The sequence below is a fragment of the Kitasatospora sp. NPDC089797 genome, assembly GCF_040684795.1.
GTDB lineage: Bacteria > Actinomycetota > Actinomycetes > Streptomycetales > Streptomycetaceae > Kitasatospora.
In genome coordinates this window covers 40,521-55,179 of record NZ_JBFBGS010000027.1, presented here as the reverse complement: position 1 = coordinate 55,179, position 14,659 = coordinate 40,521, and the positions used below count along the sequence as shown (strand labels likewise).

Here is a 14,659-nt window from a genome sequence, read left to right as displayed (position 1 = left end):
CTGCACTACACCGGCGCCTTTTTGACACCTTCCCAGCACCTTCCGACCGCTGCTGTCGGTCCGGCCCGGTAGAACCGCCGACATGCCGCTGCACTGGAAACCCGTCATCGACTGCGCCGACCCGCACCGCCAGGCCGCCTTCTGGGGCGCCGCCCTCGACTACACGGTCGAGGACCACGGCCCCCTGATCGCCCGCCTGCTGGAGGCCGGGACGATCACCCAGGACGCCCTCACCGAGACCGACGGCCACCCCGCCTGGCGCACCCTCGCCGCGGTCCGCCACCCCGAGGACCCGTACGACCCGGCCACGGACACCGGCCTCGGCCGGCGCCTCCTCTTCCAGGCCGTCCCGGAGCCCAGGCCCGCCAAGAACCGCCTCCACCTGGACCTCCACCCCGGCCCCGGCGAACGCGCCACCACCGTCGCCCGCCTCCGCACCCTCGGCGCCACCGTCCTGCGCGAGGTCGCCGAGCCCGGCGGCACCTGGACCGTCATGACCGACCCGGAGGGCAACGAGTTCTGCGTCCACTGACCGCGACGTCAGGGCCTCTTGTCCGGCGTCACGATCTCTCCGCTGGTCGCATCCAGAAAAACGCCGAAGGCCTTGGCTCCGGACAGGTTCACGGCCCAGAGCGTACGCCATTGATCGTTGACCTTCTTGACCAGCAGGAAGGCATTCGCGGCCTTCTCTCCGGGATTGGCGATTTCGGCGCCACGTTTTGCTTCATCCATGGATACGGCGACCGGAGCAAGGCCGTCGGGATCCGGCCCAATGAAATCTGAAGCGGCGGCCGACAGAACGCGCCCGGACGCGTCGATGGTGATATCGATACGGAGCGGCATCAGGATGCCGCCGCGAATTCTCCGGTAATTGAACACACGAGCGGGGATCTCACCGGACCCCGGCTGGAGAGTGGGCGTGGCGTCCTTGATCGCATAGGGCCACCACTGCTGCGCGAACGATGACCCGCGCTTCGCCAGATCGTCATCTGCCAGATTTCCCGGCTCGGCATGCATGTCGGCCGATTCGAAGGACAGCAACTGGCTGGTGGGCCACGAGAAGGTGAAGGTTCCACGATCCGTCGTTGAGGTGACGGAAAGTCCGTCCTTGGCCAGGGAGACGTCCTTGATCTGCACCCCTTGACCGAACAGCCTCGCGCCGAGCACCGGCGCGAGATCGGATGGCTTGCGCTTGTTGACGAAGTCGCTCCCGGTCAGAACGTGCAAGGTGCTGACCAGCACAACAGAAAGCACGGCCATCCCCGCCGTGAGCACAAGCGAGCCTCGTACCAGATCGCGCCTGTCGAGCCCGGTGCGAGCCCTCGAGAACCTCAGCCAGCCGACCGCCGCTCCGGAGCCGACAAGCGCCCCAAGAGAGTTTGCCACCATGGTGGACGCATCACAGCCGCGACCGTTGGCCATGATTCCCTGGAATATCTCCGTCGCCACCGCCAGGTTCACACAGGCCGCGAAATTGACCAGTGGCCTGCGAAATGCCAACGCCCCGAAGAGACCGAGCGGAACATACATGACGATATTGAGCAGCCCGGGCGCCGTGGCAAAGATCGATGGAAAGAATCCCGGAGCCCCGACATTGCAGACCCGCTGCGCCGCACCGGGCGTGAGCGATGGCATCGTCACGACGAGCTCGGCGAGAAGAGCCAATCCCCACAGGATGGTAGCTGCGACCGGGAGCACTTTCCTTCTGGCAAGCCAGAAGGATAAGGCGGCGACCGGCAAGGCGAGCGGAATGACAAGAGGGATGAAGTCCACCGAAATTGCATAGGAAATGATCGAGCGGAACATGGCAGCGCCGTTCCTTTGTCGAGAATGCGACGTGCGGGGCAGGAGTGCTTCTCCTGCCCCGCCTGGCCAAGGACTCGAGTCAGCAGATATTCACTGTCCGAGTGACGTAATTCACCCTGTTGTCCCAGTCGAAGAAACCACCCTGGATCGAGCTGCAGTTCGACGGGTACGACTGCTCGCCCCAGTCGAACCCCTTGGTTTCGCCGGCGTTCTGAACGAATGCGCCGTTGTCCCAGTGGGTGTAGTCGTCGCGGAACCAGAACTGGATCTTTACAGAACCCCCGCCCCACTTCTGGTACGAGATTCGCGGATAGGACCGACTTCCCGTGGAACCCCGATACGAATCGCAGAACGTGATGATGCCATTGTCCAGAGATCCATTGCCGCACTGATCGCCGAAGCCGTCGGCAGAAGAAGGGGCGAATGTGGACGGCGAAGCCGCCACGGCCGATGTGGCGCTTGCGAGGGGCAGTAAGGCCACCACCGCAGCGACCGCTGCTTTTTTGATCATGAATACAACCTTTCCCGTTTGTTGTATACGCAGCATTTCAACGCGCCATGGATACTCAAAGGGAAATCGAAGGCGATGGCCTGTTTGCATGCACTCGATGACCTGAAACCGGCCTGCACGACCCCGCTATCGCTGATCTAGCCGGTATTTTTGCACATATTGGAGCATTTGCGCGATTCAATGATTCCCGCCCCTATTGGCCTCGATCGAATCGACATGCCAGACTTTAGCAGGCCTCAACCATACGCAGTGGAAGTTTGGATCATATGGGGAGGATTCTCCAATTGCCCGAGGTCACGGGGGCCTTCCAGGGGAATGCCCTCATCCCATGGACCTCTACTACCTCTCTGTGCCGTTCCGGCACGTCTTCAGTTGCCCCTGATCAGGTCAGAGCCCTACTGCGCAGCCTCGCTCCCGTCGGGGTCGCGGCCGAAGATCCGGCGGAACAGCTCCGCCTCGCTCAGTCCGGCCAGCGGGTCCGCAACACCTGTCGCTCATCGGGGCGGCTGACAGCCGCTGCCCGCACCCGAAGGCTCGCCGAGCCCCACCGGGCAGAAGAGCCCTACCCGAACGAATCGAGCCCTCTCCCGGTCATGGGAGAGGGCTCGATTCGTTGCAGCGCGAGCGATCCGGTCAGAGCAGACCGAAGGCCGGCATCAGGTAGTAGAAGGCGAACACCGTCGCCACCACGTACATCGGGACCGGCACCGAGCGGCCGCGGCCCGCGGCCAGGCGCAGCACGCAGAAGGCGACGAAGCCGAAGCCGATGCCGTTGGTGATGCTGTACGTGAACGGCATCATCACGATGGTCAGGAAGGCCGGGATCGCGATGGTGTAGTCCGCCCAGTCGATCTCCTTGATCGAGTTGGCCAGGATCAGGAAGCCGACCGTGACCAGGGCCGGGGTGGCGGCCTGGGCGGGGACCATGGTGGCGAGCGGGGTGAGGAAGAGCGCCACCACGAAGAGCAGGCCGGTGACGATCGAGGCGAAGCCGGTACGGGCGCCCTCGCCGACGCCGGCCGTGGACTCGACGAAGCAGGTGTTGGCCGAGGCGGAGGTGGCGCCGCCGGCCGCGGTGGCGATGCCGTCGACCATCAGGATCCGGTTGATGCCCGGCAGGTCGCCCTTCTCGTCCAGCAGGTGGGCCTCGTCGGCGACGCCCAGGATGGTGCCCATCGCGTCGAAGAAGCAGGACATCAGCACGGTGAAGACGAAGAGCGCGCCGGTCAGCACGCCGACCTTGTCGAAGCCGCCGAACAGGCTGACCTTCCCGACCAGCCCGAAGTCCGGGGCGGCGACCGGGTTGCCGGGCCAGGCGGGGACGGTGAGGCCCCACTTGAGCGCCGGGACGTCGGCGAACGTGTCGATCAGCACGGCGAGCGCGGTGGAGGCCGCGATGCTGATCAGGATCGCGCCGGGCACCTTGCGGATCACCAGGATCAGGGTCAGCAGCAGGCCGAACACGAAGACCAGCACCGGGAAGCCGAGCAGGTGGCCGTTGCCGCCGAGCTGCAGCGGGACGGTGGTGTGGGCGGCGTCCGGGATGCGGCTGACGAAGCCGGAGTCGACCAGGCCGACCAGGCTGATGAACAGGCCGATGCCGATCGCGATGGCCTTGCGCAGGCCGAGCGGCACGGCGTTCATGACCCGCTCGCGCAGGCCGGTGGCGACCAGCAGCATGATCGCGAAGCCGGCCAGCACCACCATGCCCATGGCGTCCGGCCAGGTCATCTTGGGCGCGAGCTGGAGCGCCACGATGGTGTTGACGCCGAGGCCGGCCGCCAGGCCGATCGGCACGTTGCCGATCACGCCCATCAGCAGGGTGGTGAGGCCCGCGGTCAGGGCGGTGGCGGTGACCAACTGGGCGCTGTCCAGGTGGGCCCCGGTCATGTCCGTGGCGCTGGCCAGGATGATCGGGTTCAGCACCAGGATGTACGCCATGGTGAAGAAGGTGGCGACACCGCCGCGGATCTCGCGCGGCAGGGTGGAGCCGCGCTCGCTGATCTTGAAGTAACGGTCCAGGGCGCCGGAGGGGGGCGTGGGCGCGCTGGGAGCGGGTTCGGGCGACTCGGTGGTCGACTGGACCACAGGCATGCGGGCGTCCTCTGTGGGGGAGCTGAGGAGGAGGGTGGCACCCGGGACGACGGTGGCCGGGCGCAGGGCTTTAAGTATGGTTTCCCGATCGCACACGCGCTATCTTCGCGCGTAGAGCACACACCACCCACGTGGCCGCCGGAGCGCCGCCCACGGGCCACCGGCACGCCGCCCCCGAGCCGCCCACAGGCCCCCCACCTGCTCCCCACCGGACCCCCGCGCACCGTACGCTAGGCCCCATGCCCAAGACGCCGCTGCACCCCTCGCCCCCTCCGCTGGAGGCCAATGACGTCGCCATCGTCGGCGGCGGCACGGTGCTGTGGTTCGTCGCCTTCCTGGCCCTGCTCCCCTTCCAGGGCACCCTCTCCGAGCACGACCACGGCACCTGGCCGTGGATCTGCCTCTCCGGCGGCCTGCTCGGCTTGATCGGCCTCTGGTACTGCCGTGCCCGCCGGGACGCGATCGCCCGCAGCCGCGCCGCCGAGGCCGAGGCCGCGCAGCGCGCCGCCGGGGACGACGGCCAGAACCCGGCCACCCGGTCGGACTGAATAGTCCTTTAGTAGCACGCACCGGACATAAGGCGCCCGTAGAGTCGGTGCCATGACGCAGCCTGCCCAGCCCGCGGAAGAGCAGCCGACCGACGCAGACCGCCCGGACGGCGCGCACCCGCTCGGGCTGCTGCCCGGCCGGCGCGGCGGCCTGACCACCGCCGAGGTGGCCGAGCGGGTGGCGAGCGGACGGGTCAACGACGTCCCGGTCCGGTCCAGCCGCTCCACCCGGGAGATCGTCCGGGCCAACGTCTTCACCCGCTTCAACGCCATCATCGGCATCATGTTCGGGATCATCCTGATCGTCGGACCGCTCCAGGACGGCCTGTTCGGCCTGGTCATCGTGGCCAACACGGCGATCGGCATCATCCAGGAGCTGCGCGCCAAGAAGACCCTGGACAGCCTCGCCCTGATCGGCGAGGCCAGGCCGCAGGTCCGCCGGGACGGCGCCGTCCAGCAGATCGCCGTCTCCGAGATCGTCCTCGACGACACCGTGCTGCTGGGCATCGGCGACAAGGTGATCGTGGACGGCGAGGTCACCGAGGCCGAGGGCCTGGAGATCGACGAGTCACTGCTCACCGGCGAGCCCGACCCCGTCCTCAAGCAGCCCGGCGACCAGGTGATGTCCGGCAGCTTCGTGGTGGCCGGCGCCGGCGCGTTCACCGCCACCCGGGTCGGCCGGGAGGCCTACGCCGCGCAGCTGGCCGAGGAGGCCAGCAAGTTCACCCTGGTGAAGTCGGAGCTGCGCAGCGGCATCAACAGCATCCTGCGGTTCATCACCTACCTGCTGATCCCCACCGCGATCGGCCTGATCATCAGCCAGCTGGCGGTCGAGGGCCGCGACTGGCGCGAGGCCGTCCGCCGGATGGTGGCGGGAATCGTGCCGATGGTCCCCGAGGGCCTGGTGCTGCTGACCTCGGTGGCCTTCGCCATCGGGGTGATCCGGCTGGGCCGCCAGCAGTGCCTGGTCCAGGAGCTCCCGGCGATCGAGGGCCTGGCCCGGGTGGACACCGTCTGCCTGGACAAGACCGGCACCCTCACCGAGGGCGGGATGGACGTGATCGACCTGCGGGTCCTCTCCGACGGCGGGTCCGCCCCGGTCGACAAGGAGACCGTCCAGCAGGCGCTCGCCGTGATGGCCGGGGCCGACGCCCGCCCCAACCCGTCCATGCAGGCCGTGATCGACGCCTACGGACGCGGCGACGGCCGGCCCGACGACGGCTCCCCGCACGGCGACGGCCCGCACGGCGACGGCTCCTCCTCCGGCGGCTCCTCCTCCGGCGACGGCTGGCGGGTGATCGAGGCGATGCCCTTCTCCTCCGCCCGCAAGTGGAGCGGCGTCCAGCTGCTGGAGCCCCAGGGCGGCGAGGCCAGCTGGCTGCTCGGCGCCCCCGACGTCCTGCTGCCCGCCGGGCATCCGGCGCTCGCCGAGGTGGACGAACTGGGCGCCCAGGGCCTGCGGGTGCTGCTGCTCGGCCGCACGCCCGTCCCGCTGGACTCCCCCGACCCGGCCGCCGACCTCACCCCGCTCGCCCTGGTGGTGCTCCAGCAGCGGCTGCGCGCGGACGCGGCCGAGACCCTGCGCTACTTCGAGGGGCAGAACGTCCGGGCGAAGGTGATCTCCGGCGACGCGGCGGTCTCGGTCGGCGCGGTGGCCGCCCACCTCGGGCTGCCCGGCGCGGACCACCCGCTGGACGCCCGCACCCTGCCCCAGGACCCGGAGCAGCTCGCCGACACCGCCGACCGGACCAGCGTCTTCGGCCGGGTCACCCCGCAGCAGAAGCGCCAGCTGGTCGGGGCGCTGCAGTCGCGCGGCCACACGGTGGCGATGACCGGCGACGGCGTGAACGACGTGCTCGCGCTCAAGGACGCCGACATCGGCGTGGCGATGGGCACCGGCTCGGACGCCACCAAGGCGGTCGCCCAGATCGTGCTGCTGAACGACTCCTTCGCGACCCTGCCCTCGGTGGTCGCCGAGGGCCGCCGGGTGATCGGCAACATCGAGCGGGTGGCCGGCCTGTTCCTGGTCAAGACGGTCTACTCGGTGCTGCTGGCACTCCTGGTGATCTTCACCCACTCGCCGTACCCGTTCCTGCCCCGGCACTCCACCGTGCTCTCCACCCTCACCATCGGCGTGCCGGCCTTCTTCCTCGCCCTCGCCCCCAACAACGAACGGGCCCGCACCGGCTTCGTGAAGCGCGTGCTGCGGCTGGCGATCCCCGGCGGAGCGATCGCCGGCACCGGCACCTTCATCGCCTACTCGCTCGCCCGGGCCGACCACGCCACCGACCTCAAGGCCGACACCAGCGTGGCCACCCTGACGCTGTTCCTGATCGCCATCTGGGTGCTCGCCATCGTCGCCCGCCCGTACAACTGGTGGCGCCTGCTGCTGATCGGCACCATGGGCGCCGCGTTCGCGCTGGTGCTGCTGGTCCCGCCGCTGTCCGACTTCTTCCAGCTCCGGCTGGTGGGCCTGCGCGACCCGTGGATCGGCGTCGGCATCGCGGTGCTCTGCGGCATCGCGCTGGAGGTCACCTGGGGCTGGATGAAGCGCCGCGGCATGGAGTGACCCCGGCCCGGGCTCCCGCCCCGCGCGGCGCGCCCGGCGGGAATTGCCAGACACGCCCTAGCATGGCCCCCGAGACGAGGGGGTGCCGCATGGCGCGCAGGGACGGGGATCTGGAGGCGTTCACCGCCTTCCTGGGCGGGCTGCTGGCGGCCGGTCTGACGGCGCTGGTGATGGCGGGCGTCGGCCTGACCGTCCGGCCGACGCCGACGCTGAGGTCGGCGGCGCTGGTGACGCTCGGCGCGGTCTGGCTGACCGTCACCACCACCGTCTACCTGCGGCTCAAGCCGCGCAGCAGGTGACCCGGCGGAGCCGGGCCCGCGCCTCCCGGCCTACCCCTCGAAGTCCCGGGCCGCGGACAGCTCGTAGGCCCGGTCCGGCTCGCTGAGCGCGGCCAGCACCTCGAACCGCCGGTGCCACTGCCCGACCGACCAGGCGAGCCCGGCCGCCAGACCCTCCGGGGTGGCCGCGTGCAGCAGCCCGGGCACCGGCGGGACGTCGAACTCGTCGTCCTCGTCGGCGGCTTCGGCCAGGTCGGGGTCGTACGGCGGCTCCGGGGCATCCGCCTCGCGGTCCCACCGCCAGTCGACCGCGGCCTCGCCGCCGTCCGGGCCGACCACCAGCAGGTCCTCGTGCTCCTCGTAGGCGACCGGGCAGCCGGGCAGCAACTCCCGCACCACCGCCGGGACCCGGTGCAGCACGCCCTCGGAGAGCACTCGGCCGCCCGCCACCTCGCTGGCCAGCGACACGTGCAGCCGCTCGGCGAGGTCCGCCGCGAGCGCCGGGGCGACCGGCAGCAGCGGGTACGGGTGCAGCAGCTGGACCAGGTCGGGGGCGTCGGCGACGACCGCCTCGGTGGCGTCCACCACCACCGTGTGGTCCGGGCGGCGCCCGGTGGACGGGTCCAGCGGCGGCACCGCCCGCACCACGTCCAGCGGTTCGATCCGCTCCCGGTCGATCCGGGCCAACGCACTGTGGATCCCGTGCAGTTGGCGGTGCCCGACCTCGGCGGCCGGGTCGGTCAGCCGGTCCAGCACCTCGTCCGGGCCGTGCACCTCGGCGAGCAGCGCGGCCAGCGTGGTGCGCACCCCGAGGGCGTGCAGGAACTGCTCGTCCAGGCCGGTCCGCGCCTCGTCGTACAGGCCGCGCAGCAGCGGGTCGGCCCCGGCGGCGCGCAGCCCGGCCGGCTCGCGGCCGCCCAGCACCGGGTGGTCCCGCAGCCACCAGGCGGTGTACGGCGGCAGGTCGGCGTAGGTGCCGTCGGGCAGCAGGGTGCGCACCGGGTTGACCACGGCGTCCCGGTACGGCGGGCGGGCCAGCGCGGCCAGCGCCTCCGGCCAGGCGTCGTCGTCCACCAGGTCGAGGTCCCGGACGGCCAGCAGCTCGGCGGCCACAGGCGGGACGCCCACCGCCTCGTCGGCCTGCAGCGCCTCCAGCGCGTCCTCGGCCCACTCGGCGAGGCCGTCCGGCGCCTCGTCCAGCAGCCCGGTGGGGTGGCCGCCGGCGGCCCGGTCGGCGGGGACGGTCGGGTCGAGCCGCTCTAGGTCGTCCGGGTCGAGCACCACGTCCTCGGCCCGCACCAGCACGAAGTCGGCCAGCACGCCGACGGCCGCGAGCACCTCGGGGCCCCAGCGCTCCAGCAGCTCGTCGTCCACCCAGCCGGCGTCCTCCTCGCGCGCGAGCGCGGCGAACGGGCTGCCGGGCAGCACCAGTTCACCCGCCCGGGCGGGCTCGCCCTCGTCGTCCAGCAGCGCCAGCCGGGCCAGCCAGGGGTGCTCGCCCGCCGACGGGCCGGCCGCCTTCACCAACGCCAGTACGGCGTCGGCCAGTTCCAGCGCGGCGTCCAGGTCGTCGTCGGCCAGCTCGTACGAACGGGCCACCGCGGCCCGTACCTCGGGGGTGTCCAGGACGCCCGCCGGGGTGGCGGTGCCGGCCCCCAGCTTGGCGAGCAGCGGGTGGGCCGCCTCCGGGTGGGCCAGGCGCAGGTCGAGCGCGGCGAGCGCCCCGGCCAGCGACTCGGGGTAGCCGGGGAAGGCCGCCCAGTCGGCGTCCTCGGAGGGCAGCAGGACCCGCCGCGGCCCGGTGACCGTCCGCCCGTCGGCGAGCGGCACCGGCAGCGCGCCGAGCGCCTCCGGGTCCGCCGCGCCGAGCGCCGCGTACAGGTTGCGCCACCAGGCCGGATCCCGGTCCAGGCCGCCGAGCTGGTCCACCACCTCGGCCAGCGGCACCCGGCGCACGTTCAGCACCCGCAGCTCGGTGCGGCGCTCCAGGCCGGCCGGCAGCAGCCCGGGGAAGATCGGCACGAGCGCCTCCACCACCGAGCCGTCCGCGCCCTCCAGCAGGGTGGCGTCCCGCGGCCGCAGCGCGGGCGTGCCCTCCTCGACCCCGCCGGGGTGCGGCAGGAACGGCGTGCCGGGCAGCCGGGACAGCACCGCGGCGCGCAGCGCGTTGTCCAGCGCGCCCTGCCCGAGCGGACCGGGGACGAGGCCGAGCGAGCCGAGGTCCGCGCCGCGGGCCCGCAGCAGCTCGGTGTAGCTGTCGGCGGCCCGCTCGGTGAGGAAGTCGGCCAGCGGGCCGGGGGCGATGTGCCGGCGGGTGGGGTCCAGCGGGTAGGAGGCGATCAGCAGCGCGGGCAGGCCGATCGGCTCGTCGCTGGGGGTGGGCGCGTGCAGCACCGGCGCGATGGCGGGCCGCTGCGGGGTCCCGTCCTCCTCGACCGGGACGGCCCAGGTCACCGTCCAGTACGGGCGGGAGCGCTCCTCGGTGGGCCGGTCGGCGAGCAGTCCGGCGTCCAGCCGGCCGGTGGCTCCGGCGGTCTGCCAGAGCGTGCGCCGCGGCCGCCCGTCCCCGTCGTCGGTGACGGTGACCTCGGTGACGCCGTCCGGGCGCGGCTCGGCGGCGCTGCGGGTGAGCGTCCGGGTGCCCTCCGGGGTCTCCACCACGACCTCGGCCAGGCCCGGCAGGGTGAGCAGCAGGGCGTCGTCGATGCCGGTCAGCAGTCGGCGGGTCAGGTCCTCGGCCGCGGCGTCCCGCAGCGGCAGCACGACCACGGTGTCGTAGCCGGCGGGCGCCGGGCCCTCGGCCGCGAACGGGAGCCGCAGCAGCGGCACGTGGCCGTCCCGGCGGCGCAGCTCGTCGGCCAGCGCGGGCTGTGCCTCGGCGAGCGAGCGGGCCTCGCCCAGCGACCAGCGCACCCCGCCCGCGGCCCCGAGCACGGCGGGCTCGTCCGTCACGGCGAGGACGGCCGCGAAGCCGACGCCGAACCGGCCGACCGCGGGCTCCTCACCGCGCTTGGAGGAGGCCCGCAGGGTGGACAGCGACTCGACGGCCGCCGCGTCCAGCGGGGCACCGGTGTTGGCGGCGGCCAGCACGCCGTCGGCCAGGGTCAGCCGCAGCCGCCCGGGCCCGCGCCCGGCCCGGACCGCCGCGTCGGCCGCGTTCTGCGCCAACTCGACCACCAGGCGGTCGCGGTAGCCGCCGAGCGCCAACTCCTCCTCGGCGTTGGCGTCCTCCCGGAACCGGGCCGGCGAGGCGGCCCAGGCGTCCAGCACCCGCCGGCGCAGCGCGGCGCTCCCGAACGGGTCCGCGAGGTGCTCGTCCGTGCCGCTGCCGATGATCCGAGGTTCCACGGGACCTGCCGCCTTCCGCCGCCCTGTACGTCGTAGGGCATTCTTCCCTGCCCCACCGACTGCTCCGGACCACGGCCCGCTCCCCCGGTGCCGGAGCCCGGCCCCGGCCCGGGGAATCCACGGCCGAACACCCGCCGGCGAGCGGCCCGACCGACCGCGACGCACGGTGGACGGAAGCGAAGCGCGGTGGACGGAAGTGACGGGCCGCGGGCGGAAGCGACGGGGCCGTCGGCCGGCGCCCCACCGGGCCGGCCGACGCCCCGCCCCGGCCCCGGGCCGTCCACGGCCGACCGCCCGTCAGCGATCGGCTCCCGACCGCCCGGTCCGGCGCTCCCACCGCCCGGGGGGAGTGCACCGGGCGGGGGCGGGGTGCCGCCGGCCGGCACCCCACAGGCAGGTCCGACGGCACCCCAGGCTGCCGTCCGTGGGCTGGGGGTCCCCACGGACGGCAGGAGGCCGGGGCCCCGCGGCTGGCGGAACCCCCCTGTCCGGTTGAACGCCGCGGCCCGCCCCACCGGTTCAGTGGGACGGGCCGCGGGCGACGACGACGGGGACTCAGGAGTGGCCGAGCTCCTCCGCCGGGGCGTCCGGCTCGACCGAGCCGGAGGCGCGGTCCGGGTGCAGCTGCAGCGGCTCGACCACCAGCTCGTCCAGGATCAGTTCGGACGGCGCCGGCGGGGCCGGGATGACGGCGGCCTCGGAGTGCCCGCCGCAGCCGTACGCGAAGGAGACGATCTGGCCGTCGGCCGGACCGAACTCGTTGCCGCACACGCCGAAGGCCTGTCCGAGCGAGCCGCCGATCGGGATCAGGAAGCCGCAGCTGCCGCACGCCGCCGGGGCGGCCTGGGCCATCGGGGTCTGCGGGCCGTGCGCCTTCTCCCAGCGGTCGGCGGCCAGGTGCAGGCCGAGCCGGGACAGCACCCGGCTGCGGCCCAGGCCGAGTTCCTCGGCGACCGCGTTGATCTGGGCGCGGGCCGGGGCGGGCTGCACGTGCGGGTCGCTGACCAGCACGTCCTCCTCGGCCGCGAGGGCGACCGCGGAGTTCGGCGCGGGCTCGTCGTCGCCGGTCCAGCCGGGCTCCAGGCGCGCGTCGTCGGCCCCGGTGGGCAGCAGGTCGCCGGGGCCCATGTCGCCCGGGCGCAGCCGCTCGCTCCACGGCACCCACTCCGGCGCCAGCACCGCGTCGGAGCCGGGCAGCAGCACGACCTCGTCCAGCGTGACGTTCTTCGCGCGCGGGGCGCGGGCGACGGTGACCGCCCAGTGCCAGCCGCGGTAGGCCGCGTCCAGGCACTCGAAGCTGTGGGTGACGACGCGGTCGGCGTCCGCCTGCACACCCAGGTGCGGCCCGACCGCCTCCGGCCCGACCGCCTCCTCGGCAGCCTGACGGGCGAGTTCGACGGCCTCGGCACAGAGCCGGTCGGGGGTACGGCTTCGCATCGCAGCACTCACGGCGTCGATTCTCTCCCAGTTCTTCTGTCGCCCACGGCGTGTTGCCTTCTCCGTCGCGGCTCGGTAGTCCCTCGTCCATTCTGCGCGACCCGGGGCCGCCGCGGGTACCGACCGCGCCGCTCGTCCGGCCTGCCGACGCCCCGGCACCCCGGCGCGCGGGCCCTGGGGCAGGCTACCCGCCGGTCGGCGCCCCGGCACAGTCCGGGGCGGAGCCGAGCCTTCCGGGGCCGCGCCGAGGGGAGCCGATTCCCGCGTCACCACGGCGAATCTGGGGCAGGATGGGCTTGTGGCGGACCACGACCCGTCGCAGCACGCAGTGCGCGCCTCGCAGGCCGTCGGCCCCGGCGAGGCGGACGCCGCGCCGCGACAGCAGCCTCCCGTCCCCGCTGCGGGCGAACCGCAGCCGGTGGACGGCGGCCGGGCGTCCGCGGCCGTGGACCTGGTCAAGGCCCCCGCCGGGGATCCGGCGGAGCCCGCGGACGCCCCCGCCCCGCCCCCACCCCCGGACGGCGAGGACGCAGGAGACGCAGGCGGGGTCGCGGAGGACGGGCAGGACGCCGAGGCCGGTCCGGACGCGGCGGACGCCCCCGAACCGCACCGCAACTTCCTGGTCCGCACCGCCTCCGCCGCCGGTCTGCGCACCGGCAAGCTGGTGCACGGCACCGGCCGCCGGATCCGCCGCGCCACCTCCGCCGAGGGCGCCGGCGAGTCGGGCCTGGCGAAACTGATCGAACTGCACGCGCTGAACTCCTTCGGCGACATGCTGATCACGATCGCGCTGGCCTCCACCATCTTCTTCTCCGTTCCCACCGGTGAGGCCCGCGGCCGAGTCGCCCTCTACCTGCTGATCACGATGGCCCCGTTCGCCCTGCTGGCCCCGGTGATCGGCCCGCTGCTCGACCGGCTGCCGCACGGCCGCCGGGCGGCCATGGCGATGTCCATGCTGGCCCGGGCCGTCCTGGCCTGGACGATGGCCGGGGTGATCTCCGGCGGCGGCATCGCGCTCTACCCGGAGGCGCTGGGCGTGCTGGTGGCCTCCAAGGCGTACGGGGTGGTGCGCAGCGTCGTGGTGCCCCGGCTGCTGCCGAGCCGGCTGTCCCTGGTGAAGGCGAACTCCCGGGTCACCCTGGCCGGGCTGCTCGCCACCGGAGTGGCGGCCGCGGTGGGCGGGCTGCTGCACCTGATCGGGCCCGGCTGGCCGCTGCGCGGCGCCTTCCTGGTGTTCGTGATCGGCACCCTGATGGCCTTCCACCTGCCGCACACGGTCGACTCGGCGAAGGGCGAGCAGCGGGCCGTGCTGCACGCCGAGGTGCCCGGCGAGGTGCCCGGCAAGGTGTCCGGCGAGGGCGACGGCTCGCACCTGATCCACCACCGGCCGCCGAAGGTGAAGGCCTCGCTGCGCACCGTCGGCCCCTCGGTGGTGCTGGCGCTGCGGGCGATGGCGGGGATGCGCTGGCTGGTCGGCTTCCTGGTCTTCTTCCTGGCCTTCCTGCTGCGCACCGACCCGATCGGCGGCCTCCGGCCGACCCTGGCGCTGGGCCTGGTCGCGCTGGCGGCCGGCACCGGCAACGCGCTGGGCTCGCTGCTCGGCTCCTGGCTGCGAACCCGCGGCCCGGAGGCGACGGTCACCGCGATGCTGCTGCTGGCGACCTGCGTGACGGCCGCGGCGGCGCTCTGGTACGGCGTGGTGACGGTGGTCCTGGTCGCCGGGGTGTCCGGGATGGCGGCCTCCCTGGGCAAGCTGGCACTGGACGCGCTGATCCAGCGGGACGTCCCGGAGGCGGTCCGGACCTCGGCGTTCGCCCGCTCGGAGACGCTGATGCAGATGTCCTGGGTGGCGGGCGGCGGGGTCGGCATCGTGCTCCCGCTGAACGGGGTGCTGGGCCTGTCGATCGCCGCCGGGGTGGTCGGCCTGGTGCTGCTGTGGACGGTCCACTCACTGCTGCGGCTGGGCCTGCGGCGGCACCCGGCCGCTCCCCGGGTGGCCTGAACCCACCTGAACCGGCCCGAACCGGATGCCGTGGCAACACGCGGTGGCCGACCCCCGCGTAGCGTG

Annotated in this window: 10 protein-coding genes; 5 read left to right on the top strand and 5 right to left on the bottom strand. The window is 73.0% G+C overall.

Annotated features, from left to right (window positions below):
• Nucleotides 1–82 precede the first annotated feature (82 nt).
• Nucleotides 83–532, top strand: a complete 450-nt coding sequence (locus AB0O91_RS22600) for a VOC family protein (RefSeq protein WP_363435945.1) — start codon at nucleotides 83–85, stop codon at nucleotides 530–532.
• Between the two features lie 8 nt (nucleotides 533–540).
• Here AB0O91_RS22600 and AB0O91_RS22595 read toward each other — a convergent pair whose 3' ends face one another.
• The 3 genes from AB0O91_RS22595 to AB0O91_RS22585 form a co-directional block, all read right to left on the bottom strand.
• Nucleotides 541–1,806: a VanZ family protein gene (locus tag AB0O91_RS22595; protein ID WP_363435944.1), complete on the bottom strand. Its 1,266-nt coding sequence runs from the start codon at nucleotides 1,804–1,806 to the stop codon at nucleotides 541–543.
• A 79-nt stretch (nucleotides 1,807–1,885) separates the two neighbouring features.
• Entirely contained in the window at nucleotides 1,886–2,317 is a 432-nt protein-coding gene (locus AB0O91_RS22590; protein WP_363435943.1) for a hypothetical protein, read from the bottom strand.
• 633 nt (nucleotides 2,318–2,950) lie between these two features.
• The gene (locus AB0O91_RS22585) at nucleotides 2,951–4,411 is read right to left on the bottom strand and encodes an NCS2 family permease (protein WP_363435941.1); all 1,461 of its coding nucleotides are present in this window, start codon (nucleotides 4,409–4,411) and stop codon (nucleotides 2,951–2,953) included.
• A 239-nt stretch (nucleotides 4,412–4,650) separates the two neighbouring features.
• Here AB0O91_RS22585 and AB0O91_RS22580 point away from each other — a divergent pair, with 239 nt between their 5' ends.
• The 3 genes from AB0O91_RS22580 to AB0O91_RS22570 all read left to right on the top strand — a co-directional run bounded on the left by AB0O91_RS22580 (nucleotide 4,651) and on the right by AB0O91_RS22570 (nucleotide 7,827).
• Nucleotides 4,651–4,959 (top strand): DUF2530 domain-containing protein, encoded by a 309-nt coding sequence (locus AB0O91_RS22580; protein ID WP_363435939.1) that lies wholly within the window; start codon nucleotides 4,651–4,653, stop codon nucleotides 4,957–4,959.
• Nucleotides 4,960–5,011: 52 nt separating this feature from the next.
• Entirely contained in the window at nucleotides 5,012–7,528 is a 2,517-nt protein-coding gene (locus tag AB0O91_RS22575; protein WP_363435938.1) for an HAD-IC family P-type ATPase, read from the top strand.
• Between the two features lie 89 nt (nucleotides 7,529–7,617).
• A complete protein-coding gene (locus tag AB0O91_RS22570) occupies nucleotides 7,618–7,827 on the top strand; it encodes a hypothetical protein (RefSeq protein ID WP_363435937.1) in 210 nt (69 codons plus the stop codon).
• A 30-nt stretch (nucleotides 7,828–7,857) separates the two neighbouring features.
• Here the strand turns inward: AB0O91_RS22570 and AB0O91_RS22565 are convergent, their stop codons facing one another.
• Together AB0O91_RS22565 and AB0O91_RS22560 are read right to left on the bottom strand one after the other, a co-directional pair.
• Nucleotides 7,858–11,154, bottom strand: a complete 3,297-nt coding sequence (locus tag AB0O91_RS22565) for a molecular chaperone Hsp90 (protein ID WP_363435935.1) — start codon at nucleotides 11,152–11,154, stop codon at nucleotides 7,858–7,860.
• Between the two features lie 555 nt (nucleotides 11,155–11,709).
• Nucleotides 11,710–12,591, bottom strand: coding sequence for a DUF3027 domain-containing protein (locus AB0O91_RS22560; RefSeq protein ID WP_363435933.1), 882 nt, complete (start codon nucleotides 12,589–12,591; stop codon nucleotides 11,710–11,712).
• A gap of 664 nt (nucleotides 12,592–13,255) precedes the next feature.
• Here AB0O91_RS22560 and AB0O91_RS22555 point away from each other — a divergent pair.
• Nucleotides 13,256–14,593: an MFS transporter gene (locus tag AB0O91_RS22555; protein WP_363436045.1), complete on the top strand. Its 1,338-nt coding sequence runs from the start codon at nucleotides 13,256–13,258 to the stop codon at nucleotides 14,591–14,593.
• Nucleotides 14,594–14,659: the final 66 nt, after the last annotated feature.

What these genes read in the sequence shown, in the direction of transcription:
- AB0O91_RS22600 (WP_363435945.1), top strand. Translation starts at nt 83, where the DNA reads ATGCCGCTGCACTGGAAACCCGTCATCGACTGCGCCGACCCGCACCGC.
- AB0O91_RS22595 (WP_363435944.1), bottom strand. Translation starts at nt 1,806, where the DNA reads ATGTTCCGCTCGATCATTTCCTATGCAATTTCGGTGGACTTCATCCCT.
- AB0O91_RS22590 (WP_363435943.1), bottom strand. Translation starts at nt 2,317, where the DNA reads ATGATCAAAAAAGCAGCGGTCGCTGCGGTGGTGGCCTTACTGCCCCTC.
- AB0O91_RS22585 (WP_363435941.1), bottom strand. Translation starts at nt 4,411, where the DNA reads ATGCCTGTGGTCCAGTCGACCACCGAGTCGCCCGAACCCGCTCCCAGC.
- AB0O91_RS22580 (WP_363435939.1), top strand. Translation starts at nt 4,651, where the DNA reads ATGCCCAAGACGCCGCTGCACCCCTCGCCCCCTCCGCTGGAGGCCAAT.
- AB0O91_RS22575 (WP_363435938.1), top strand. Translation starts at nt 5,012, where the DNA reads ATGACGCAGCCTGCCCAGCCCGCGGAAGAGCAGCCGACCGACGCAGAC.
- AB0O91_RS22570 (WP_363435937.1), top strand. Translation starts at nt 7,618, where the DNA reads ATGGCGCGCAGGGACGGGGATCTGGAGGCGTTCACCGCCTTCCTGGGC.
- AB0O91_RS22560 (WP_363435933.1), bottom strand. Translation starts at nt 12,591, where the DNA reads ATGCGAAGCCGTACCCCCGACCGGCTCTGTGCCGAGGCCGTCGAACTC.